The 24,244-nt window shown below is 51.8% G+C and carries 15 protein-coding genes; 13 read left to right on the top strand and 2 right to left on the bottom strand.

From position 1 onward, the window contains the following. Positions 1-128 precede the first annotated feature (128 nt). The 13 genes from WFJ73_RS10040 to WFJ73_RS09980 all read left to right on the top strand — a co-directional run bounded on the left by WFJ73_RS10040 (position 129) and on the right by WFJ73_RS09980 (position 21,978). Entirely contained in the window at positions 129-2,465 is a 2,337-nt protein-coding gene (locus tag WFJ73_RS10040; protein WP_336772885.1) for an AraC family transcriptional regulator, read from the top strand. A 124-nt stretch (positions 2,466-2,589) separates the two neighbouring features. After that, positions 2,590-5,181 (top strand): exo-rhamnogalacturonan lyase family protein, encoded by a 2,592-nt coding sequence (locus WFJ73_RS10035; protein WP_336772884.1) that lies wholly within the window; start codon positions 2,590-2,592, stop codon positions 5,179-5,181. Between the two features lie 2 nt (positions 5,182-5,183). Beyond that, entirely contained in the window at positions 5,184-5,870 is a 687-nt protein-coding gene (locus WFJ73_RS10030) for a YesU family protein (RefSeq protein WP_336772883.1), read from the top strand. A gap of 34 nt (positions 5,871-5,904) precedes the next feature. Continuing rightward, positions 5,905-6,711: a polysaccharide deacetylase family protein gene (locus tag WFJ73_RS10025; RefSeq protein ID WP_336772882.1), complete on the top strand. Its 807-nt coding sequence runs from the start codon at positions 5,905-5,907 to the stop codon at positions 6,709-6,711. Positions 6,712-6,801: 90 nt separating this feature from the next. Further along, the gene (locus WFJ73_RS10020) at positions 6,802-8,070 is read left to right on the top strand and encodes an FG-GAP-like repeat-containing protein (protein ID WP_336772881.1); all 1,269 of its coding nucleotides are present in this window, start codon (positions 6,802-6,804) and stop codon (positions 8,068-8,070) included. A gap of 16 nt (positions 8,071-8,086) precedes the next feature. After that, positions 8,087-9,193 carry a rhamnogalacturonan acetylesterase gene (locus WFJ73_RS10015; protein ID WP_336772880.1) on the top strand — a complete coding sequence of 369 codons (1,107 nt, stop codon included), beginning with the start codon at positions 8,087-8,089 and terminating at the stop codon, positions 9,191-9,193. A 290-nt stretch (positions 9,194-9,483) separates the two neighbouring features. Beyond that, positions 9,484-15,120, top strand: a complete 5,637-nt coding sequence (locus WFJ73_RS10010) for an S-layer homology domain-containing protein (RefSeq protein WP_336772879.1) — start codon at positions 9,484-9,486, stop codon at positions 15,118-15,120. A 103-nt stretch (positions 15,121-15,223) separates the two neighbouring features. Further along, positions 15,224-16,042, top strand: a complete 819-nt coding sequence (locus WFJ73_RS10005) for a helix-turn-helix transcriptional regulator (RefSeq protein ID WP_336772878.1) — start codon at positions 15,224-15,226, stop codon at positions 16,040-16,042. A gap of 77 nt (positions 16,043-16,119) precedes the next feature. Further along, positions 16,120-17,079: a proline dehydrogenase family protein gene (locus WFJ73_RS10000; RefSeq protein ID WP_336772877.1), complete on the top strand. Its 960-nt coding sequence runs from the start codon at positions 16,120-16,122 to the stop codon at positions 17,077-17,079. Between the two features lie 18 nt (positions 17,080-17,097). Next, positions 17,098-18,006, top strand: coding sequence for a sugar phosphate isomerase/epimerase family protein (locus WFJ73_RS09995; protein ID WP_336772876.1), 909 nt, complete (start codon positions 17,098-17,100; stop codon positions 18,004-18,006). Positions 18,007-18,134: 128 nt separating this feature from the next. Beyond that, entirely contained in the window at positions 18,135-18,809 is a 675-nt protein-coding gene (locus WFJ73_RS09990) for a DUF2238 domain-containing protein (protein ID WP_336772875.1), read from the top strand. A gap of 679 nt (positions 18,810-19,488) precedes the next feature. Further along, on the top strand, positions 19,489-21,192 hold the full coding sequence (ilvB, locus tag WFJ73_RS09985) for a biosynthetic-type acetolactate synthase large subunit (protein ID WP_336772874.1): 1,704 nt from the start codon (positions 19,489-19,491) through the stop codon (positions 21,190-21,192). Positions 21,193-21,615: 423 nt separating this feature from the next. Beyond that, positions 21,616-21,978, top strand: a complete 363-nt coding sequence (locus WFJ73_RS09980) for an IDEAL domain-containing protein (protein ID WP_201001748.1) — start codon at positions 21,616-21,618, stop codon at positions 21,976-21,978. Positions 21,979-22,009: 31 nt separating this feature from the next. Here the strand turns inward: WFJ73_RS09980 and WFJ73_RS09975 are convergent, their stop codons facing one another. Beyond that, positions 22,010-22,438 carry a hypothetical protein gene (locus tag WFJ73_RS09975; RefSeq protein WP_336772873.1) on the bottom strand — a complete coding sequence of 143 codons (429 nt, stop codon included), beginning with the start codon at positions 22,436-22,438 and terminating at the stop codon, positions 22,010-22,012. A 348-nt stretch (positions 22,439-22,786) separates the two neighbouring features. Then, on the bottom strand, positions 22,787-24,139 hold the full coding sequence (locus tag WFJ73_RS09970; protein WP_336772872.1) for a uracil/xanthine transporter: 1,353 nt from the start codon (positions 24,137-24,139) through the stop codon (positions 22,787-22,789). Between the last annotated feature and the right edge of the window lie 105 nt (positions 24,140-24,244).

Here is a 24,244-nt window from a genome sequence, read left to right as displayed (position 1 = left end):
GATGGGTGCTTTGGCATGACCGGAAAAAAACTCTGAATTTCGCACAAAATAGTCTGATTTTCATGCTTCCCTTTTATTGGAATCTATTATAAGGTCAAATTTATAACCGAAAGGAATGGGGGAATAGGATGCTCCAAGGAAAGAAAATTTGGCGGAGCCGCACGGATTCCGGCAAAGGACGCTTTTTTAGAAAAAGCTTAATTATGATTTTCATCGTTTCCGGCATTCCCGGACTTATTATCGGAGGACTTATCTATTGGATGGCCGGCGGCCGAGTAGAAAGCGAGCTGCTGCAGCTTCACTACCAGCAGATTGAACAACGTTCCGAGCAAATGGATGATCAGTTAAGCAACCTGGAGCTTCTGCTTTCCCACTGGGCATTTGACAACAAATTCGACTATAGCTTAAACGGACTTGATTTTGTCCGCGATTTCAAGAGAACCGACGATATAACAAAGACGCTGATCGCCATGCAAGGCTCGAATGCTTTGGTCAAGAAAGCCGAGCTCTTTGTTGGCGGGAAGAGTCAGATCTTGTTTAATCCCGAATATACGCCGCTGCAGGATCAGCAGGATTTAAACCTATACAGCAAGCTGATACACGGTAAAAACCTGACTTATTGGACCCAGTGGGCGTTTGATTCCGATCATCCGGATCAGAAGGACTTGACGCTCGTCCACCATATTCCTGGCGGAAGTCCGAATCCGTTTGGCGTGCTGGTCTTCCGGTTTGACAGCGACAAGATTGCCAGTCTGCTTCAAACGATGACCCCGTATTACGAAGGCGAAGCGTTCCTGCAGCAGAAATCGGGCGACCTTTTCGTTTCCGCAAGCGGAAGCGCTTCCAACGATACGTTTGTGGAGGCGCTGCGCGAGAAGATCAATGGGATGAAGACGGAGAAAGGCTCCTTTTTCTTCGACTGGAAGGGTTCGACCTACACCGTGTCTTACGGCAGCCTGTCGCGAATCTCGGATGAATGGCTGTACGTCTCGGCCTCTCCGATCAACAGCATCATCGCGCCGGTGATGTTTATCTCCAAGCTTGTTATTACGGTAAGTCTAATCGCCTTGCTGCTGGCGGCTTTGTTATCCTGGCTTGCTTCCCACCGGATCTATTCGCCGGTGAAGCGGCTTGCGAATCTGCTTGGAGGTTATTCGGGCGGAGCGGCATGGACGGGCAAGGAGGATGAGTTTGCGCTTATCGAGCAGCAATATCAGCATCTTCATAAGGAGCGGCTTGAGCTGAATTCGAAGCTGGCGGAGCAGCTTCCGCATGTGAAGGAAAGCTTCCTGCATCAGCTGCTGCAGGGTTATCTCTATGCGTATTCGGAGGAAGATTTGCTGCGCCGCATGGAAAAGTTCAAATGGGAGGTGGGCGGCCGTCATTTTGCCGTCTTGTTTATCCAGTTGAACGGAATCGCGAACATGGACGAGAAGTTCCGAAGCGGAGACGAAGGGCTGATCACGTTTGCGGCAGTTAATATGATGAAGGAGCTGGCGTCCAAGCATTTCGAGCAAAGCGACACGCTGAACTTTCATGATTTAACGGCAGGAATTATGCTTTTTCTTCCGGAAGGCGGCTCGTATAAGCAGGCGGTTGAAGCCTTCAGCGAGGAGCTGACGACTTCGGTGAACCGGATTCTGCGGATGAGGGTAACTCTGGCGGTTAGCCGCCAGACTGCGTATATTTCCGATCTGCCGAACGAGTTCGAGCGGGTCAAGCAGGCGGTCAGCTACCGCAATTGCGATAATGCCAACCAAATTATCGATATGGAGCAGGGCGTGTTAGGCGGCGAGGCTTGGGCGGAGCCGCAGTATCCTTTTACCTTGGAGCGGGAGCTAATTCAGGCACTTCGTACGGGCAAGGAAGAGGAAGCAAGCGAGCTGCTTAGCGCGTTTGTTGGAGCATTATCCTGCGCCGGTGCCAAGGAAATCGACGTGCAGCAGGGGATGCTTCATCTGCTCGGCAATATCCAGCATGTCATCATGGTATCCGGGGTTAATCCTAACAGGCTGTTCAAGGGCGTTAATCTGTATGAGCAGCTGTCCCAAATCCGGGAGCCGAAGCGGATGCTGACCTGGTTCGGGGATAAAGTGCTTGCTCCTTACCAGAAGGAGCTGTCCTGCCGGGCGGGCTCCGAGGTTAAGCGGCTGATTGAAGCGGCGATGATCTATATGCAGCAGCATTACAGGCAGGATATTTCGCTGGATAACTGCGCGGAGCATATCGGGACTAATCCGTTTTACCTGAGCAAGTCGTTTAAAGTGGTGACCGGAAAAAACTTCATCGACTATCTGACCGAGCTTAGAATCGAGAAAGCCAAGGAGCTGCTGCGGGAATCGGAATTAAAAATCAATGACGTAGCCGAGCAGGTCGGTTATCAGCACAGCTATTTCAACCGGATTTTCAAGAAGCTGGAGGGCATGACGCCAACCAGCTACAGAGAGCAAAGCCAGCACCTGTAAGCAAGATCGTGCAAACGGAGCAATAATGTGCAAACCGTCGTGTGGCCCTTTCGCAATATTGTCTCATTGAGCGTTAATCCTCCAGCTTCTACAATAGGGCCAAACGACGAAGGAGATGAGGATAATGGCTGCTACGATTCCATTGCACAGCTTATCGCCAGATCAGAATACAATGCTGGTCGGGATGACTTGGGGAATTCCGTGGAGGGAAGGCGAGCTTAGGCGGGACGAGGCGTTACGGCTGACAACCAGCTTAGGCGAGCCCGTGCCGATGCAGCACTGGGCGACCGCCTATTGGCCGGACGGAAGCGTAAAATGGTCCGCTCACGCAGCGGTAAGCGCTGACGGCGGCGCGGAAGCTTACACCTTGATGAAAGGGGAAGCAGCAGCTGCCCCTTTAACGGTTAGAGTGACGGAGACGGATGATGAGGTTCGACTAGATACCGGTGTCATCGTCTGTAAGCTTGGCAAGCAGGGAAGCAGCTGGCTGCGCGGCATTACCCGGAATGGGGTAGAGTTATGCAGCGGGGGAGAGCTTGTCTGCATAAGAGAGAGCGCAAGCGAGGTGTCCGGCGTCCGAACGGTCCGGCAGGAACCGTTTGAAAGCCGGGTCCACCGGTTAACTATTGAGCAGGAGGGTCCGGTTCGCGCGGTTGTGAAAATCGACGGCAGGCACCGCGCAGCCGCCGGTGCGCGGGAATGGCTTCCTTTTTCCATGAGGCTCTATCTGTATGCTGGACTTGAGACGATCCGGATTGTGCATACGTTTTTTTACGACGGCAACCCGAACGAGGATTTTATTAAGGGACTTGGCATTCGCTTTGCCGTCCCCATGAGAGGCGAGCACTATAACCGTCATATCCGTTTCTCGGGAGACAACGGACTTTTCGCGGAATCTCCGAAGACTCTTCATACCCGGAGAACAAAAGGGAAGTACCGGGAGCTGTTCGCGGAGCAAACAACAGGCACCAAAGTCAGCTTTGACGCTGCGGAGGATGCGTATTTCCTTGGGTTGCTGGATGATTCGGCGATATGGGACGGCTTCAAGCTTATGCAGCAGTCGTCCGAGCATTACCGAATCTGGAAAAGAACCGGCGAAGGCTGCAGCTGGGTAAAAGCGACGGATGGCCACCGGGCGAGAGGGCTTGCTTATGTTGGCGGCGAAGGGGGCGGACTTGCGTGCGGGCTGCGACATTTCTGGAAAAAGCATCCATCGGGCTTTGAGATTCATGGGGCATCAGGAGACAAGGCTTCTTTTACCGCATGGTTATGGACGCCGGAAGGCGAGCCGATGGACATGAGGCATTACGACACGAAGACCCATGTGGAATCGTCCTATGAAGGGGCGGAGGAGCTGCGCGCAACCCCATACGGCATCGCCAATACGAATGAACTGACGCTCTGGTGCACGGAGGAAACGCCGGGGCCGGAGCTGCTGGAGCTGATGCGGCGGGAAACGGACAATCCGTCTCTGCTTGTATGCGAGCCGTCCTATTACCATGAAGCCGGAGCTTTCGGAATTTGGAGTCTGCCGGATTATTCGACCGAAGAGAAGCGGCAGCTTGAAGCAAGGCTGGACGGCATTATTGCTTTTTACCAGCAGGAAGTCGAGCAGCGCAAATGGTATGGATTATGGGATTACGGCGATTACATGCACAGCTACGATCCGGTCCGGCATGTCTGGAACTATGATCTGGGGGGCTGCGCCTGGCAAAACACGGAGCTTGCGCCCAACATGTGGCTGTGGATTATGTTCCTGCGTTCGGGCCGGGAAGACATCTTCCGGATGGCGGAAGCGATGACCCGGCATACAAGCGAGGTAGACGTCTATCATTTCGGCGAATATGCCGGTCTTGGCTCTCGCCATAACGTCGTCCATTGGGGCTGCGGCTGCAAGGAAGCAAGAATCGGCATGGCCGGCTTGCACCGTTACTATTATTATCTGACGGCGGATGAGCGGATTGGCGATATGATGAACGAAACGAAGGATTCGGATTTTACAACCGTCAACCTTGACCCGATGCGGTACTATTTCCCGAAAGACGAGCATCCGACCCATATCCGGGTTGGCCCGGACTGGGCAGCCTTCAGCTCGAACTGGATGACGCAATGGGAGCGTTACGAGAGTGAGGCTTACCGGGACAAAATTCTGGTCGGCATTAATAGTATCAAAGGAGCCAATTACCGTCTGATATCCGGTCCGACCTACGGTTATGATCCCAAGACGGGGATTTTAACGCCGATGGGCGACGATAACTGGGGCAGGCATCTCGCGATTTGCATGGGCGGACCGCAGGTATGGTTCGAGCTGGCCGGCATGCTGAAGGATCCGGAATGGGAAGAGATGCTGGCGGAGCTTGGCGTTTATTACAACAAGACGCAGGAAGAGAAGGATAAGCTGACGAAGGGTCATATCAGTACAACGCGTTTCGAGCATCCGGTGCTCAGCGCGGCGATTGTTGCTTACGGAGCTTATTACAGAAAGGATGAAGCAACGGCCCGGCAATGCTGGGACATTTTGCTTGGCAATCCGTTTGCGGCCGTGAATCTTCAGGAGGAGGCCATTACGGTTGCTCACATCGACGTTCTGCAGGAAATCGACTGGATGAATACGAATGAGGCAGCCCAATGGTCGCTGAATACGATTATCGCCTTGGAGCTGATCGCAGATCAATTGCCGAAGCTTCAGGAGAAACCTCTACAGGAGTTGACTTGACGATGACAAACAGCATGCTGATACCAGCCGGATGGAGAATGGTTTATAATAACCCGCTGAGTTCGGCTGAGGACGTATCGGATTTCCGGATGGAAGGGGACGCGTCCGTCACTTTCCCGATGGGGCGCATGCGTCTTGAAAGCACGCGTGACCCCGAAGAAGGACAGGCAGCCAATCTGGTGTTCTGGTGCCCGGAGCAGTTCCCGCCGGATCTTGTTATCACTTGGGATTTCTGGCCGGTCCGCGAGCCGGGGCTGGCTATTCTATTCTTCTGCGCGGCGGGAATGGAAGGGCAGGATCTGTTTGATTCCGGGTTAGCCAGCCGAAGCGGAATTTACGACCAGTATCATCATGGGGACCTCAACGCGTTCCATGTGTCCTATTTCCGCAGGCGCCACGCGGAGGAAAGACGGTTTCATACGTGCAATTTGCGGAAAAGCTACGGCTTTCACCTTGTTGCCCAAGGGGCCGATCCTATCCCGGATGCGGCGGATGGGGAGGGGCCATACCGGATGCAGCTGCTAAAGCAAGGGCCGTACGTGCAATTTGCCGTTAATGATCTATTGCTGTTCAGTTGGAAGGATGACGGATCCACCTGGGGGCCGCTGCTGGGGAAAGGCAAGCTGGGCTTTCGCCAGATGGCCCCGCTTATTGCGGAATACGGTAATTTGCAGGTGTATGCCCCGTGAGGGATGCACGCGATAGTAACTGGAGGTTAAAGCAATGTCGATTGTAATGTGTTTCCCGGAAGGTAGGCATAAGGCGTTGACGCTTAGCTACGATGACGGCAGGTTCGCCGACCGGCGGCTGGTCGATATTTTTAACCGGTACGGGCTGAAAGGTACATTCCATCTCAATTCCGGTCTGCTGGGAACAGACGACCGGATTGGTGCCGATGAAGTCAAGACGTTATACGCCGGGCATGAAGTATCGGCTCATACGCTGACTCATCCGACGATTGCCCGCTGCCCGAATGAGCAGATCGTCTATGAGATCATGGAGGATCGGCGCAATCTGGAGCGGATTGTCGGCTGCACGGTCCGTGGAATGTCTTACCCGAACGGGTCCTATAACAAAAGAATCAAGGAGCTGCTGCCCGGTCTTGGCATCGAGTATGCGCGGGTTGTTCCCAGCACGGGACATTACGGCATGCCGGATGACTGGCACGAATGGCAGCCGACCTGCCATCATAACCGGGATCTGATGAAGCATGCGGAGGAATTCGCCGGACTTCAAAAATCGCAGTATTTGTACCTGATGTACGTGTGGGGGCACAGCTACGAATTTGACAGCGACAACAATTGGGAGCTAATGGAACAGTTCGGACAATTCATCGGCGGTAATCCGGCGATCTGGTACTGCACGAATATGGAGCTTGTGGATTACTCGAAAGCTTTCGAGGGGCTTAAGTTTGCGGCTGACCTCAGCTTTGTCTACAATCCTTCCGCCCTCAGCGTGTGGCTGAAGGTTGACGGCGAGACGGTGGAAGTGAATGGCGGACAGCAGATCAGCCTGAATAAGTTTGCGTGACCATTCTTTAAGCTCAAGCTTACGCAGCAAGAATCATCACAGACAGCCCTCAGGCTGTTTGGGTGATCATTCTTTTTAGGAGGGACAAGGATGTCTTCTGTATCCACAACGGAGCCTTATCTTCTAGGAACCATAGATCTGCAAGCTGCGGGGGCAAACTGCAAAGTGCTGCTCGGCGATCTGAACGGCGACGGCCGGATGGAGCTGCTGCTGGTGCAGCCGGATAACCGTCAGGATGTCCGTTATATTCCCCATCAGGCGCAATGTCTGACCGCTTATGATCTCGAGGGCAATCTGCTATGGCAGACTGGCAAGCCCGATCCCGGAGCGGGACGCCATGGCTCGGATTATCCGGCGCAGATTGCGGATATCGACGGGGATGGCAGGCTTGAAGTGCTTTGCGTCATGGATGATCGGCTGCATATCCTTAACGGGCATGACGGCTCGGTTCGAACGACCCACGAGCTGCCCGATCCGCATGCCCATGACTGCATTATTGTCGCAAACCTGACAGGTGGCGCGCATGCCGGAGACGTTATTTTGAAGGACCGCTATCACCGGCTGTGGGCGCTGGACCGTGATTTCAAGCTGTTATGGACGCATGAGGGGAATCCGGGCCACTTCCCGTGGGTCTACGATTTGGATGGCGATGGAAGGGATGAAGTCATGGCCGGCTACGATCTGCTTGATCATGACGGCAAGCTGCTGTGGAGCTGTCATGATCTGGACGATCATGCCGACTGCATCTGGGTAGGCGATGTGAATGGAGACGGAGAGCCCGAGCTTGTTATCGGCGGCAGCGTAACGGTTATGTATGACCGGCATGGCAAGGAGCTGTGGCGATATGAGGGTTCCGTTGAATCGCAGCATATCGCGCTGGGCCGGTTCCGGACCGATCTTCCGGGATTGCAGATCGCCGGGCTGGACCGGCTCGTCCGGGAGGATGACGGCAAAGGTCTGGTCGGCAAGGACGCCTTGTTCCTGCTTGACAGCGAAGGCAAGGAGCTGTGGAAGGAAGACCGGAAGACGCCGGGCTGGCTGACCATAATTGAACCGTTAAGAGGCTGGACGGAGGATGCGCCGGACTATATTCTGGCTTACCGGCGCGGAGGAGGCGTATTCCCAACCTTGTACGACGGCTTTATGAATCCGGTGATAGAATTTCCTTCCGAAGGGTATGCCGTACACGCCGACTTATGGGGGAGCGGCACGGAGCAGGTTATTATTTATTCGAATGATACGGCCTCCATTTATTCCAGCAAGCAAGTGAAGCTGAGCGAATGCGTAACCGATTCTCCGCTGCCGCAGCCCAAACGGCTGTCCAGCTCAACCTTGTATCCCGGCGGAGAAATAAAGTAGAGGAGCTAGAAACGAAATGACGCGAAGCTATCGATTTGATTTTGGCACAGGAACCCCGGCCGAGGGCTATACGAAGATCACGCCGCAATCCGTCTATGATTCTTTTACGGGATACGGCTTTACCCGGACGGACCGGATTAATGCGAAGGACCGCGGTGAGCCGGGAGCCTTGCGCAGAGATTTCTGCATCCCGCTTGATACGGCTTTTTTACTCGATGCGGAGGACGGTATCTACCGCGTCTCTGTCCTGCTGGGCGATGAAATTGCCGAGACCGAAACAACAATCAAGGCCGGTCAGGGACGCCTGTTCGTGCATAAGCAGCGGACAGCTGCGGGCAGCTTCTCGCGGATCAGCTTTTCGGTATGGGTAACCGGCGGGCAGCTAAAGCTCTCTTTCTCCGGGCTTGCGCCTCGCATTAACGCGATGGAGGTGGAGCCGGCGCCGCAAGCCTGTACGATCTTTCTGGCGGGAGATTCGACGGTCACGGACCAGCCGGATGACGGTTATCCGTACGCGGGCTGGGGTCAGATGCTTCCGATGTTCGTGAAGCAGGACGCGGCTGTCGCGAATTATGCTTTATCCGGCCGAAGCTCCAAAAGCTTCATCAGCGAAGGCGTGCTGGATCAAATCTGGAGCCGCATAAAGCCTTACGATTATTTGCTTATCCAGTTCGGCCATAACGATCAGAAGTTTGACGAAGAGCGGCACACGGAGCCTTTTACCACTTACAAGCAGACCCTGAAGGCCTATATCGACGGGGCGAGGGAGCGGAAGGCGATTCCGGTTCTTGTCACTTCCGTGCAGCGCCGCTTCTTTGAGGAGGACGGATCGCTCCGGGATACTCACGGGGATTATTTGACGGCGGTCAGGGAGCTGGCAGCCGAAGAGGAAGTGCCGTTAATCGACTTGGCGAAGGCAAGCAAAGCCTTTTTTGAAGCATTAGGTCCGGAAGAGACCAAGAAGCTGTTCATGTGGCTGGCCCCTGGGGAATTCATGAACTTCCCGGATGGCACGGAGGATAATACCCATTTCCAGCAGCTTGGCGGGATCGAGATCGCTAGATTGGTCTACGAGGAATTAAAGGCACTGAAGCTGCAGCCTCTTATGCTTTATTTGCGTTAATAGGATTTGAAATTTTTGAAATTCAACAAGTTTTGACAAAAATATCGCATAAAACGGGATGAGTTGAGAAGAAAGTTGGTTGCCAATTGATGGGGAAAACAGTACAATTGGTGCAATGAAACCGCTTTCTTCTTTTTTTGGAGAAGTTCCGCAGGATTTCATATTTTTATGCCTATCATGAAACGGGTTTCATGAAACCGGTTTCCGAAACAAAGGGGGGAGCTCGCAGGTTTTGCCAGTACTATCCGCGTTTGATCGTACTCTAATCTATTTAAAGGAGCGAAAAGAAAGTGCGGAAAAAACCGATTGTTTGGCTTTTACTGCTGTCATTAGGTGTTTCCTTGTTCAACTTTACGCCGATTCCCAAGGTGTCGGCAGCTTCGGCTATTGATTTTCAAGATCATTTTACAGATGGGAATTATTCGGCTGATCCGGAGTGGACGGTTACTTCCGGTACATGGACGGTAGCAGCCGATCCGGCTGATGCAAGCAATAAAGTGCTTAGCCAGACCGATGCAGGCGAAGGCATTATTACGACGGGAGATAACTGGACGGATTCCACGGTTTCCATGCGGTTCTATACGGGAGCCGGCGGCGCTTATCCGGGCATTCTGGCCCGCGTCCAAGACTATAAAAACTTTTACTATTTCCAGATGCAGGCGGCAACCGGGCTTACCCTGACCAAACGGGTCAATAATACGGATGCAACGATTAAAGGCGCCACTGCTTATGCGCTCAGCAAGAATACCTGGTATACGCTGAAGCTTGTGCTTATTGGCAGCTCAATCAAAGCTTATATCGTGGAGAACGGAAAGGATAAGCTTCTGTTTGACGCAGTCGATACAACGTTTGCGAGCGGGAAGATCGGCATCCGCAATAAATGGCAGTCGGTTCAAGTGGATGACGTTACGGTTACGGATATCCCGGCAGCTAATCAGGCCGTCATTCAATCGGATGCGAAGACCAATTCCTCCGTTTCCTTGAAATGGGATGCGGTTGAAGGAGCGAGCAGCTACAATGTATACCGTTCCACAACTTCTGGAAGCGGTTACAGTTATGTGGGTAACACTACCGCAGCCAGCTATACGGATACAGGTTTGAGCTCGGATACGGATTATTATTACAAGATCGCATATTTGTACGGGGGACCTACCGAGTCCCAATGGTCGCCGGAATTTAACGTGAAGACAATTGGCGTAGCACCGGCTGCACCAACCAGTCAGACAGCGACAGCGGTCAACTCGTCGAAAATCAATCTGAGCTGGTCGGCCGTTGCCAAGGCAACCGGCTACAAGGTGTACCAGTCTTCGAACGGCGGCACATCTTATGAGAACATTTACGACGGAACCTCTTTAAGCTTCCAGGCTACGGGCCTGACAGCCAACAAGGCATACAAGTACCAGATTACAGCGTACAATGCCTATGGCGAATCACCGGCTGCAACCGTTCAAGCAACAACCTATGCGTTTGACGCGCCGGCTAACTTCAAGGCCGCGTCCACAACGGACTCTTCGGTCACGATGACCTGGGATGAATTACCGGGAACGGCCGTTACTTATTCCGTCAAGAGAGCTGCGAGTGCAACGGGAACCTTTACCGAAGTGTACAACGGTACGGATGCAACCTTCACCAATACCGGATTAACGCAAGGTACGGGTTACTTCTATACCATTAGCGCATTAGTAGACGGCGTTTCCTCCGCCGTATCCGATTTGCTTGGGGTGAGTGCGGTGCGTACATCCTTAACACCGGGCGCTTTATGGGCAGATACAACGGGCAATCCGATTGACGCTCACGGTGCAGGCATGATGTACGACGAGAAAACGAAGAAGTATTACTGGTATGGGGAATACCACAAAGGCGGTTGGCCGGCTGCAGGCGTCCGAGTGTATTCTTCTACGGACCTCATGAACTGGAAAGACGAGGGTATGGCTCTTACGTTAATCAACTCGATGGATGATTTTACGAATGACCCTCTTATCTCTAAGCTGTATGAAGGCAGAACGGATACCGTTAACATCTGGGCGGATATTCGCAAGGGACGAATTGTTGAACGTCCGAAAGTCATATACAACGATGAAACGAAGAAATATGTCATGTGGGCTCATATCGACGGCGATAAGGATCCTTACAACAACAACGCCAATTACGGCAAAGCTCAAGCGGGCGTGGCCATAAGCGATTCGCCAACCGGACCGTTCGTCTACCAGCGAAGCTACCGGATGGATCAGGCTCCTGCCGGCGAGATCGATTACCAGCCGGGCAACCCGGGTATGGCGAGGGACATGAACCTCTTCAAGGATGATGACGGGACCGCGTACCTGATTTATTCGAGCGAAGAGAACCTGACCATTTACATCTCCAAGCTGATGCCGGATTATCTCGATGTAACCGGCTGGCACAAAGACGGCAACGTAGACGAGAACGGAAACGCCGTACGCGATGCTTCGTACAAAGCCGTAAACGGCGTTGACTATGTGCGGGTATTCCCGGGAGCCCAACGCGAAGCACCGGCCATGTTCAAATATAACGGCCATTATTACTTAATTACTTCCGGTGCAACAGGCTGGTCTGCCAACCAGAACAAATATACGGTAGCTGATCATATCTTTGGTCCATGGGCTCCGATGCAGGATCCGTTCGTCCGTACGTCGGCCAGCGACCCGGACCCGACGAAAGCCTTTAATACGCAATCGACGTATGTTATTCCGGTTGACCCGGAGAACGGCAAATTTATCTACGTAGGCGATATTTGGAACGGCGGCAACTTTGCCAATGACGGCGCCAAATACGTATTCCTGCCAATCGAGTTCGGAATGGGAACGGATATTGCGATTAAATGGTATGCGAGCTGGACTCCGGACCTGCTGAATGCAATGGGTCAAGTAAACGTGACCACCAAGTTCCCCGAAGCGGTTAAGCTTGGAGAAGTGCCTAGCTTGCCAAGCCAGGTTGACGTCTTGGGCAAATCGGGAACCGTATCGACTCCCGTAACCTGGTCCATTAACTCGCATGCTCTTACGGCAGCGGACTTTGCCAAGCCGGGCCCAATTACGGTTCAAATGACGCTGCCGGAGTATTACAACAAGGTGCAGAGCGTCAAAATGTACGTTGTGCCGGACAATGCGCTGTATTTCGTAAACGCAGGCGGTTATGCAACTTCCGATTACAAGCTGCTCGCTTCTTACATGCAGGACACTCTGGCGAACAAAACGGTAATCGAACAGGCCTACAATGCAGCCGATGCTTCGCCTTGGGGTTATCTTGGCGCAGATTCGATGCCATCCGGTTCTGCTGACGGGGATATTTTCTCAACGGTCCGTTACTTGAACGGCGGCAACGTAACCAATTCTCCGAAGGGGACGGACCTTGCTTATCAGTTCTCCCTGGAGAACGGTTCGTATGATGTGTATCTGGGCTTTAACGATCCGTGGACGAATACGAGCAGAAAAGCAAACCTGCTCCTGAATGACGAGAATAAAGGCGCCGTTACGTTTACGCCAAGCAATACGATGGCATTTACCGGCGTGAATATTACGAGCGGCTCGCTGAAAATAACGGTAAGAAATACGGCTGCGCAAGATCCGATGATCAGCTGGATAATGATCGTAAATCCGGATTTGACGCCAGCTCCGGATTCAACAATGGGCCTTACGGCAACAGCGGCATCTTCGACCAGCGTGAAGCTTGCCTGGAACAAAACGACCGGTGCGCTTGGTTATAACCTGTACCGTTCGGACAGCGAAGAAGGCATTTTCACGAAAGTGTACAGCGGTACGGCCGGCACTTACACCGACAGCGGCCTTCCTTCCGAGCATACCTATTTCTACAAGGTTGGCGTGATTGACGGAATGGGCACGGAGTCGGCATTGTCCATTGCGCAAAATGTCACGATTGCCCGTACGGCGAAAGAAATCGCTGACAGTATTACGGCGATTACGGCTCCGGGCAAGGATGCTGCAACGCTGACTCTGCCGGGAGTACCTACCGGTTATTCTGTTTCCATTCTGTCCTCGGACAACGAAGTGATCGGAACTGACGGCGTTATTACGCCGCCGGCAGCAGAAACAACGGTTCATCTGGTGCTTCGCGTAACGAGAACGTCGGATAACACGACAGCGGATACGGCTTCTATTGCAGTGGTTGTACCGGCGAAATCGGAAGAAGGGCCAATCGAAAGCACGGCGCAGGAAGTAGCAGACGGCATTACCTCCATTACGGCTCCTGCGAAGGATGTTACAACGCTGACGCTGCCGGAAGTGCCCGCAGGGTTCGCGATTGCCATTCAGTCTTCGGACAACGAAGTGATCGGAACAGACGGCGTTATTACGCCGCCGGCATCAGAAACAACGGTTCATCTGGTGCTTCGCGTAACAAGAACGTCGGATAACACGACAGCGGACACGGCTTCCCTTACAGTGGTTGTACCGGCGAAATCGGAAGAAGGGCCAGTCGAAAGCTCGGCACAGCAAGTAGCGGACGGCATTACCTCCATTACGGCACCGGCGAAGGATGCTATAGCGCTGACGCTGCCGGGAGTACCGTCAGGGTTCACGATTGCCATCCAGTCTTCGGACAACGAAGTGATCGGAACAGACGGCGTTATTACGCCGCCGTCTGCAGAAACAACGGTTCATCTGGTGCTTCGCGTAACAAGAACGTCGGATAATACGACAGCGGATACGGCTTCCATTGCAGTGGTTGTTCCTGCGAAATCGAGCCAAAGCAATTCCGGCAGCGGCAGTAATTCCAGCTCCTCAACGGGTCTGACACCAGTCGTTACATCGGATCTGGCAAGACTTACGGTGAACGGAGTTTTGGATTCGTCTACCAAAGTTGCGAAAGGTTCCGTAACAAGCGCCGACCTGACGAAAGCATTAACGCTTGCCCCGGTACTGCGGGACGGCAGAAAAGTAGTAGAGATTGAACTGCCGCAAGTGGCGGGAGCGGAAGCGTATGAACAGCAAATTCCGGCCAGCTTGCTCGGACAACTCGAAGAATCGCAGGAGATTCGAGTAAAAACGCCATTTGGCACCGTAACGCTTCCGGCAGGCATGTTTACGTCCGCGGAGCTTGGTTCCGCCCAAAACGTCACCCTTCATATTGGGCCTTCAAGCTCTCTGACGGAAGGAAAACCGGCTGTTGATATTTACTTGCTTGCAGACAACAAGCCGCTTGGCTTCCATAATGACAATGTTCAAGTCCTTGTAACCATTCCATATACGCCTGCCGCAGGCGAAAATCTGGATCATCTCGTCATCCTGTACGTGAAGGAAGACGGCACGACAGAGCCTGTACCAAGCGGTTATTATGATCAGGCAGCTGGCGTAATGGTGTTTACAACGACGCATTTCAGCAAGTATGCTGTCGCGTTAGTGCACAAGACCTTTAATGACCTGGCTGCCGTACCTTGGGCCAAAGCACAGATTGAAGCTTTGGCGTCCAGAGGAATCATTAAAGGCACTTCGGCCCAAACTTATTCGCCAATTGCGGCGATTACGAGAGCTGATTTCATTCAGCTTCTTGTATCCACGCTTGGATTGACAGCCGAAGTAGATTCGAACTTCTCGGATGTCAAATCTACCGATTATTACTATCAGTCAGTAGGCATTGCGAAGAAGCTTGGCATTACGAACGGCATTAGCGAGAACCGCTTTGATCCGCGCGCAAGCATCAGCAGACAGGATATGATGACGTTGACAGCCAAGGCGCTGGTTACGGCTAAAAAGCTGTCTGCGATGAACGGTACCGCAGTTGATATGAACGGTTATGCGGACGCCGATCAAGTAAGCTCTTACGCGGCAGACAGCATTGCAACCCTTGTTAAGAACGGCATCGTACAAGGCTCGGGAAGCAAACTGTCCCCTCTGGCGACAACATCAAGAGCGGAAGTTGCCGTCATGCTGTACAACATCTACAAGAATTAGAGTTTGAGCGAGGACAATCCGGAAGCAGGCGTTCTTCCGGATTGTCCTTTTCTATGCAATGGCTGATATAATAACGCTAGATTAAAGGAGGTGTTCGATACGCATGCCGGATGTCGTCTTTTATCGCGACCAAGCGCTTCCGTTTCTTGAGGCTAAGCGATGCCGGAAGAGTGATTTTGCCTATCAGAAGCATTTCCATGAAGAGTATTCCATAGGGCTGATCGATATCGGGGAGACCCACGCATGGTGTGACGGAACGCTGCATAGGGTGGAGGAAGGCCGCATAATCAGCTTTCCGCCAATGATGCTTCATGCCTGCCATCCGGAAGAAGGAGCGGACTGGAGCTATAAAATGCTGTTTATCAAGCAGGATTGGCTTCAAGGGCTGAAGCAGCAGGAGCTTGAACGGCTGCATATTCCTTTTCTGCTGGAAGAGGGCAAGAACAAGGCATGCCGGATCCGTATCAACCGGACTATGGAAGCTTTATCGGGGGAAACTTCACCGCTTGAGATCGAAACCTCGCTGATCGAGCTTATCGAAGCGGTAGTCAGCCGGAATGATTCCGACTTTGCGCATCAGCGCCGCAGAACCAGACAAGACCGTAAATACGTCAACCTGGTCAAAGAATACTTGCATGAGAATTATACCGAAAAGATTACTCTGGACGAACTGGAGAAGATGACGGATATCAGCAGATTTCATCTGATCCGGTTGTTTAAGCAATCGAGCCATTTGCCGCCCCATGCTTATCAGAATCTGCTTCGGATCAATCACGCCAAGACGGAGCTGATGAAGAACCGGAAGGCGATAGCGGATATCGCGGCGGAAGCGGGATTTTATGACCAAAGCCATTTCTCCCGCACATTCAGCAAGATCGTAGGAGCTACACCGCAGAAATACGCGTTATCGATGCAGCGATAGAGCAATTTTATACAATACGGTCACTCCCTTATCTCTTACAATAAACGCAATTCGGGAAAAGGGAGTGGCATCGCCGCATGAATCATCATTTGGAATTGGAACAACAGTTAACTGCAGCCTTGAAATCTATTGCGCGCCGTTCGGATTTGAAAGCTTATGTGGAGCAGAATCCGCTTATAAATCGGCTTTTGCGTCAGGCAGCGTTAAGGTATGTGGCGGGAGATAGTCTTCCGGAAGGATTGGGAGCCGGAAAAGAGATTTTGAGAAGGGGTTATTCTCTTTCCATCGAATACATTGGTGAGAATACATCGGATGCCGAGGAGTGCGAACAAGCCGCGGCAGAGATGAAAGCGCTTATTCAGCAGTTGAAGCAGTCGGAACTGCCGGGGCGGGTGTCGTTTGATCTGTCGCATATCGGGTTAATGATAAGCCCAACGCTTGCGTATGCCAACTTGACCGAGCTGGCCAGACAGGCGGAAGGAACGCAGATTGAGCTGTTCATCAGCATGGAAGAGTCCGGGAAAACGGATGATATTTTATCCGTCTATAAGCAGGCTGCGAATGAGTACCCCGGCATCGGCATTACCTTGCAGGCGCATCTCAACCGAACGCCGGCGGATTTGGCGGCGCTGACTTCGCCCGGCCGGATCCGTATCGTAAAAGGAGCTTATCAAGAACCGGATCATCTGTCGCTCGCACGGTCGCCCGAGCTGAATGAGCGTTATTTGAATCTAGTCGAATTGGCAATCCGTCAAGGCCATCAGGTATCCATCGCTACCCATGACGACGCGATTATTAATGCCGTACGGGAAAAAGGCTGGTTAACAAGCGCTCAAGCGGAGCTTGAAATGCTGTACGGCATTCGTCCGGAACTAGCTAACCGCCTCCGGAGCGAAGGGAATCCGATACGGGTTTATGTTCCGTACGGACTCGAGTGGTACTTGTATTTATGTCACCGGATTGCGGAATATCCGCCTAACCTGTATCAGGCTGTCATTGATATGGTAAGCGGACAAGGAGTGAACAACAACTACTAGAATTGGAGTGTGTTCGTTATGGCATCTAACTTTCATCTGAACGACGGTTCTTCGCGTCCGCCAAGAATGGAAATTCAGCAGTCCTGGTGGGCGATGATTGGTCTTGGCGAGAACGGCCGAGAATGGACGATGGAAGAGAAGTTCGAGAAGATTGCCGAAGCCGGCTTTACCGGCATTAGCGCCACGATGCCGTCTGAACAGGAATATGAGCAGTGGCATCGTCTGCTGGACAAGCACCAGTTCAGCTTCAGCACGATTGCTTTTCCGGCGAATGTAAAGGACATTCTGGATACGCTTGAAGCCGCCAAACAATTCGGCCGGGTTCAATACATCAACTCGCAGGTCATGGATGCCTTTGTTGTTGGCGATGAAGCCGTGCAATTGCTGGAGGGACTCCTGGAAGCGTCTTCGGAAGCGGGTATACCGCAATTTATCGAAACCCACCGGGGTAGAATCACGCAGGATCTGCTTCGGACAACCGATTATGTAAGAGCTTTGCCGCAGCTACAGCTCATTATCGATTTGTCTCATTACGTTGTTGGCGGTGAGCTGGACGGCACGCATAACCGCTCGGAAGCCGAGTTTGACGTGCTGCTTCAGCGGACTGCCGGAATCCACGGCCGTATCTCCAATGGAGAGCAGGTTCAAGTGGATATGGTTAACGGCGACCATCCGATGGTTAAGCATTTCAAACGCTGGTGGCGCAAAGGGATGCAGAATTGGTATGCGAATGCCGTACCTGGCGATATTCTCTCTTTTATCCCGGAGCTTGGTCCCCCAGGTTACGCGATTACGAGAGTGGTTGAGAACGGCCGCGAGGTCGAGACAACCGACCGCTGGCAGGAAGCTTTGCTGCTGAAGCAAATCGCCGAGGAATTATGGGAAGAAGTTGTAGCCGAGGCTTCCAATTCGCAAGCCATACGATAAAAGACAAAAGCTGCCCGCTATTCGGGTTTTTGCAAGAGGAGAGGGATGCCCCTCTCCTTTTTGCTATATAACCTGTGCCATTTGGGGAAAGATAATCCTCAACATGACGAAAAAGAGGTTGCATCCGTATGACAGACAAGTCCAAATGGCTGCGAAGCCATCTGATTCCGTTCAAACAGAATAGAGTACTGCAGATAACGATAGCCGTATTTACGGTGTTCTGGATCATCATGGCGATCCGTCCGTCTGACTGGAAAATATGGGCGGTCGAAAATTCACTCCTGGTTGCTTTTGTCATTATTCTGATTGTGGTGTACCGGAAGTTTCCGCTTAGCAATTTATCGTATTTGCTTATCGCAATCTTCCTCGCGATGCATGCTTACGCCGCGCATTACACGTATCAGGATACACCGATCGATGATTGGCTGAAGCAGCTTTTTCATATCAAAAGAGGGTTCTACGACCGTATTGTCCATTTCGCCTTTGGCCTAATGATCGCCTTTCCCGTACGGGAGTCGGTTCAATATTTTCTGAAGCTGCACAGGAAATGGCCAGCTTATATCGTGACCTTTACGATGATTATGACGGCAAGCGCATTATACGAACTGCTCGAAATGTGGTCGGCCTATTTGTTTAACAAGAAGATGGCGGCCAAGTATATCGGGCTTGAGGGAGACGTGTTTGATTCGCAGAAGGATATGACTTCGGCGCTTGGCGGAGTAGTGATTGCTGTCGTTATATTTCTAATTTTGCATAAAACGTTAAACCGCAGGAATAACGCGACTGGGAAAAATACGGATTGAAAAGCCGATTTTGATATGCTATGATGTGCAAAAGCAAAAGCGCAGAAGAGAATAACATGCAGGCGGCTTATGTCCAGAGAGCAGAGGGAATGCTGAAACCTTTGCCTTAAGCGTTGCATGAGGTCATCTCGGAGCTGTTGACTGAAGGCTGAAGTTCAGCTGTGTAGGCTCAACCGGATTGGCACACGTTATTGTGCAGCAGGTAAGCAGAAGCTTATCTCATGAGACCGGATTTGCAAGAACGCCGGTGAACCAGGGTGGTACCGCGAAGATAACCCCTTTCGTCCCTAGGCAAGTTCAGCTGTATGCTGACGCCTGTGGAAGAAAGGGGTTTTATGATTTTCATAAAAGAAGCGTGGAAGAGAAATAGCGGCATGCGGCTTATGCACAGAGAGCAGAGGGATTGGTGGAACCTTTGCCGTAAGCGATGGACGTGGTCATCTCGGAGCTGTTGACCGAAAGCTGGAGTTTCAGCCAAGTAGGCTCGACCGGAATTGCACACGTTAACGTGCAGCAGGCAGGAGTATTCCTGCCTCTTGAGACCGGATTCGCGAGAATGTCGGTGAACCAGGGTGGTACCGCGAAGACTAAACCCCTTTCGTCCCTTATGGCCTTGCAGCATTGCTGTGATTAGCCGGGGAAGAAAGGGGTTATTTTTTATTACGGGAGGCTGCCCATTATGGAACAATCGACAAAAACCTGGATGACTGGCTCGGAAGCATTGCTGCAAGGATTATTGGATGAAGGCGTGGATACGGTATTTGGTTATCCGGGCGGGAGTGCTTTATATATTTACGATGCGATGACGCAAAATAAAGCGTTCAAGCATATCCTTACCCGCCATGAGCAAGGTGCGGTTCATGCAGCCGACGGCTACGCCCGTTCCACCGGCAAAGTTGGCGTATGCATCGCAACCTCGGGACCGGGAGCGACGAACCTGGTAACCGGCATTGCAACTGCTCATATGGATTCCATCCCGATGGTCATCATTACCGCTAATGTCCCAACGTTTATGATTGGAACGGATGCTTTCCAGGAGGCCGACATTATCAGCATCACGATGCCGATTACGAAGCACAGCTTTTCGGTACGCGATGCGGCAGATATTCCGCGAATTTTGCATGAAGCCTTTTATCTGGCGAGCACGGGGAGAAAAGGTCCGGTTCTGATCGACATTCCGAAGGATATCTCGAATGCGAAGCTGCTCTATGAGCCGTACACGGCGGAGGTTAAACTTCGCGGTTATGAGCCTGACCCGGCGATTGATACAGAGCGTGTAGATGAATGGCTGACGGCGATGGCGGAAGCGGAAAGACCCGTTATCATTGCCGGAGGGGGAATCGTTCATGCGAATGCTTCCGAAGAATTTATCCGGTTTATTGAGCGGACGCAGATCCCGGTCGTTACAACCCTGCACGGACTAAGCGGATTTCCGAGCGGACATTATTATGCGCTAGGCATGGCAGGGCATCACGGCAATTACGCGGCAAATATGGCCATTCAACAGGCGGACCTGATTATCTCTCTTGGTTCCCGGTTTGACGACCGGCTGACGATGAAGGTAGGGGGCTTTGCGCCGCAGGCCAGAAAGATTGTCCACGTTGATATCGATCCGGCCGAGATCGATAAGATTATTAAAGCGGATATCAGCATCGTAGGCGATTTAAAGGGGATTCTTGCTTACGCCTGTACGTTGGCCGCACCTGCCAAAACCGAAGGCTGGATGGAGCAGATCAAGCAGTATCAGTCCCGGCATCCGTTGCGCTACAACGATTCGGATAACGAGCTGAAGCCGCAATATGTGCTCGAGATGATTCATCAGACTTCCCATGGCGACGCGATTATTTCAACAGACGTAGGCCAGCATCAAATGTGGACGGCGCAGTTTTACAAGTTTAATCAGCCGCGCTCGCTCCTGTCCTCCGGAGGACTTGGCACGATGGGCTTTGGTTTTCCCGCTGCGGTTGGTGCCCAGATCGGCAATCCCGACCGGCTGGTTATCTCGATCAACGGCGATGGCGGAATGCAGATGTGCGCCCAGGAAATGGCGATTTGCGCGGTGCAGCAAATTCCGGTGAAGATCGTTGTTCTGAATAACCGGGTGCTTGGCATGGTTAGACAGCAGCAGGAGCTTATGTACGAGAATCGGCTGAGCCAGATTGATCTGGCGGGAAGTCCGGATTTTGTAAAGCTTGCGGAAGCTTACGGGTTAAAAGGCTTGCGCGCTTCGAGCAAAGCGGAAGCCGACGCTGCCTGGAAGGAAGCGTTGGAAACGCCGGGTCCGGTGCTCGTAGAGTTCGTTATTCCGATGGACGAGAACGTATACCCGATGGTTCTTGGCGGCACAGCCTTGGATGAGATGATTTTAGGGGATTTCGAGTAAAACTTCTCCCTTGCACTTATGTATAATGGGTATCACATACTTGCAGGAGGAGAGAATGAACAGACCTTGAATCGTTTCTGTGCTGCTGGCAGCGGTATTGCTGTTTCTTTCGTTAACGGGCTGCAGCACGAATCCTTCGAAAGAGGATGTATGAAATGAGCTGAAACCTGCCAACAATGAACAATACGCTCTTCATTTGTTTTACAAGAACAGCCTCCCGGATAGTGAAACAACGGAACTGAACCGGTTCCAGAACTCAGACAATCGGATCACCGATGCGCTGATTAAAGTTCAGTTCTGGGATCATGATCAGGAGCATGAGTAATCTTTCCATTAGCCTGTTGACATCATTAACTGTATACATTATTATAACAGTAACAACTTAAGTTACAGTTACTCACTTCAATTAAGGCGGTGATGACCATGAGTATTGCAGTCAGCGATTGGGTGCAAGGTCAAACGATCAGCGGTGAATTTGTTTTCGGCTATGTCGAGCATATCGACGTGGAACAAAATGTTGCAAAGGTTCATGTTGTAAAATCGGATAACGAGGATTCGGCCGGGCGTATGGCGCTTGCTAAGGTTCATCATTTGAGACAGCAGGCGGAGTGGGCTCCCGACGAGGAGGATATCCGCAGCTTGATCGATCTCGCTCTTGAGGCGCAGGATCAAGCCTGGTTCATGGAACTCAGCGGCCAGCTGAAGGACACGGCGCAAGGCGATTCGAAATCCCGCAAGTGGTTGTGGAACAATAACGGATCCCGTTTATCCCATATATTTGAGTGAAAATGAAAGGGTTCAAGCTAGCCGATTCGGCTTACTTGAACCCTTTCATTAATTTGAGCAACGGATGATTTTTGCCGATATTGCCGAAAGGCAGGTTAGGCAAGGAAGTCACGGCTGGTGCTGACGTTTTTTTCGCAGCAGTCGTTTTGCCGGTTGGCTTGCTTTTGCTTTTGCTTGTACCTTTGCTTTTGCTAGTACCTTTGCTTCTTCCGTTAGTGACTTTCTCTTTATTGCCTTTATTGCCGCTATTGCCATTAGTACTGCTGTTGCCGCTATTGCTGTCTTCCCCATTAGCTTGGTTTTCGGTTTCTCTCCCCGTTTCCTCCAAATCCGCTTCAGATGTCGTTGAGCCGTTGCCGTTGCCGACTTGAATGGATTCGGGAGCGATTTGTTTGACAAATCCAAAATGGATAATGCCGCTGTTATTTACGATAACGACTTTACCGATACAGTTAAACATGCAAGACTCGCATCCCCTCGCCGCGGCAGCTTATCTCATAGTTTATGGACAAAATGCCGAATCCGAATGGGTGTTTTAATAGGGGATAGAGCCTTTTTATGGCTCATGCATAGTCTGGTATATTTTAATGATAGGTTAAAGGCAAACGGAGTATTTTGATGATTCTGGAGAAGCGTTAGCGTTCGCTTTTGTGAAGGGATTCCAACCTTACCAACTTATTTCAAGGAATCCCTGAGCAATGGCGATCGGAAGAACATTAAAATACGCAGGTTGCTGTATAACCAGAAAATAAAAATGGACTGTGCCATCGTCATTTTTATGACTTATGGACAGTCCTTATTGATTTCATTATTGACGCTGTAAAACGATTTGTTGTGTAGGAGATTCCTTTTCCGCAATTAAAGGTTTCCCTTCGAATTTATTCCATTGGATGACGTTCTCCAAAATGATGACGAGAATAACTCCGATAATAAGTCCGTTGGAGAGAATTGGCGTCAGGAGCGGAGGGAACTCCGCGAAGGCAGAAGCCGGAATGTTCATTATGCTGATACCGGTCAGAACCGGAAGCGCAACCCGGTAAATGGTCTTGGCATTAAACGTTGTTCCCTGGAAGGAACGGATCGCGGTGCCGAACATCTGCAGGTAAGCGACGAACAATACCGCATTCCCGACGGACAACGGCAGCTTAGCCAGCCAGCCGCCTAATGCCGGGAAGATTCCGACGATAATAAACATCATTGCTCCTGCAATAAGCGCGGCACGGCGCAGTACCTTCGTATTTTCGAGAAACCCGATCGACGATGCAAATGTTCCGAACGGAATTAAGCCTAGACACCCGGCCAGAATCGAGAAGCCGTTCGTAAACAGGATCGAGCGGACGAACTGCTTGTTGGTCGCTTCCCGTTTGAAAAGCCTTCCCGCCGCCGTCAAGCTCGTAAGCGTGTTGGTCATATTGACGAGCCCTGCAAGCAGGCCTACCATAATAATGCCCGGCTCAAAGCCCGGGGCTCCCCAAGGGAGCCAGTGCCAGATGCCGGTGCCTCCGCTTGCCGTTTCCATGCGGCTCTGACTTCCGAAAAAGACAGCGTAAGCAATCCAGCCCACAATAATCCCGCCCAGCAGGGAGAATTGTCCCCATTTCCCTTTGCCCTTCAAATGAATAAATGCAACAACGATAATAATAAACAGGGATAAGCCAGCCAGCTTCAAATCCCATTTGCCGCCTTGATCGTATCCAATCATCCCTTTGAAAAACGTGTTGGCAAGCTGGAAGGTGAGGAGCAGCAGGAACACGCCCATAACCATCGGCGTAAAGATGCGCCGCAGTACGTTCAGGAAGCCGCATAACGCAAGCATAATGACTACGCTGCTTGAGATAATAAAGCCGCTGCTAAGGCTTGCCGCCACCGTGCCGATATCCAGTCCCATCGCGGGTGCGGAAGCACAGATGCTGAGCACAAGCCCCCACCAGACGCCAGCCGGACCATCCATTAGCGCGTAACGGTGCCCCCATACCGCCTGAACGATACAGAGCAGTCCGGTCAATATAAAGGAGCGCTGCATCGAAGCCGCAATATCCTCCGGCGCAAGTCCAAGCGCGTGGCCGATCGAGAGCGGCACCATAACCGTATTCGTAAATATAAAGAACAGCCACTGCATGCCGGCAAGCAGTACGGTGAAGCTATCTTTTGTTTTTAACATTACTATTCCCAGCTTTCTTCAAAATTTCCGTTCACTTCGAGCTTCGTTTTTCTCCCGAATGCTTCGTATATGGTATCATGAGCATAACTATATTAAAAATATTAA

The sequence above is a fragment of the Paenibacillus sp. MMO-58 genome (assembly GCF_037146255.1).
Taxonomy (GTDB): Bacteria; Bacillota; Bacilli; order Paenibacillales; family Paenibacillaceae; genus Pristimantibacillus.
Note: the sequence above shows the minus strand (reverse complement) of the source record. Positions and strands in the feature narration are given on the sequence as shown.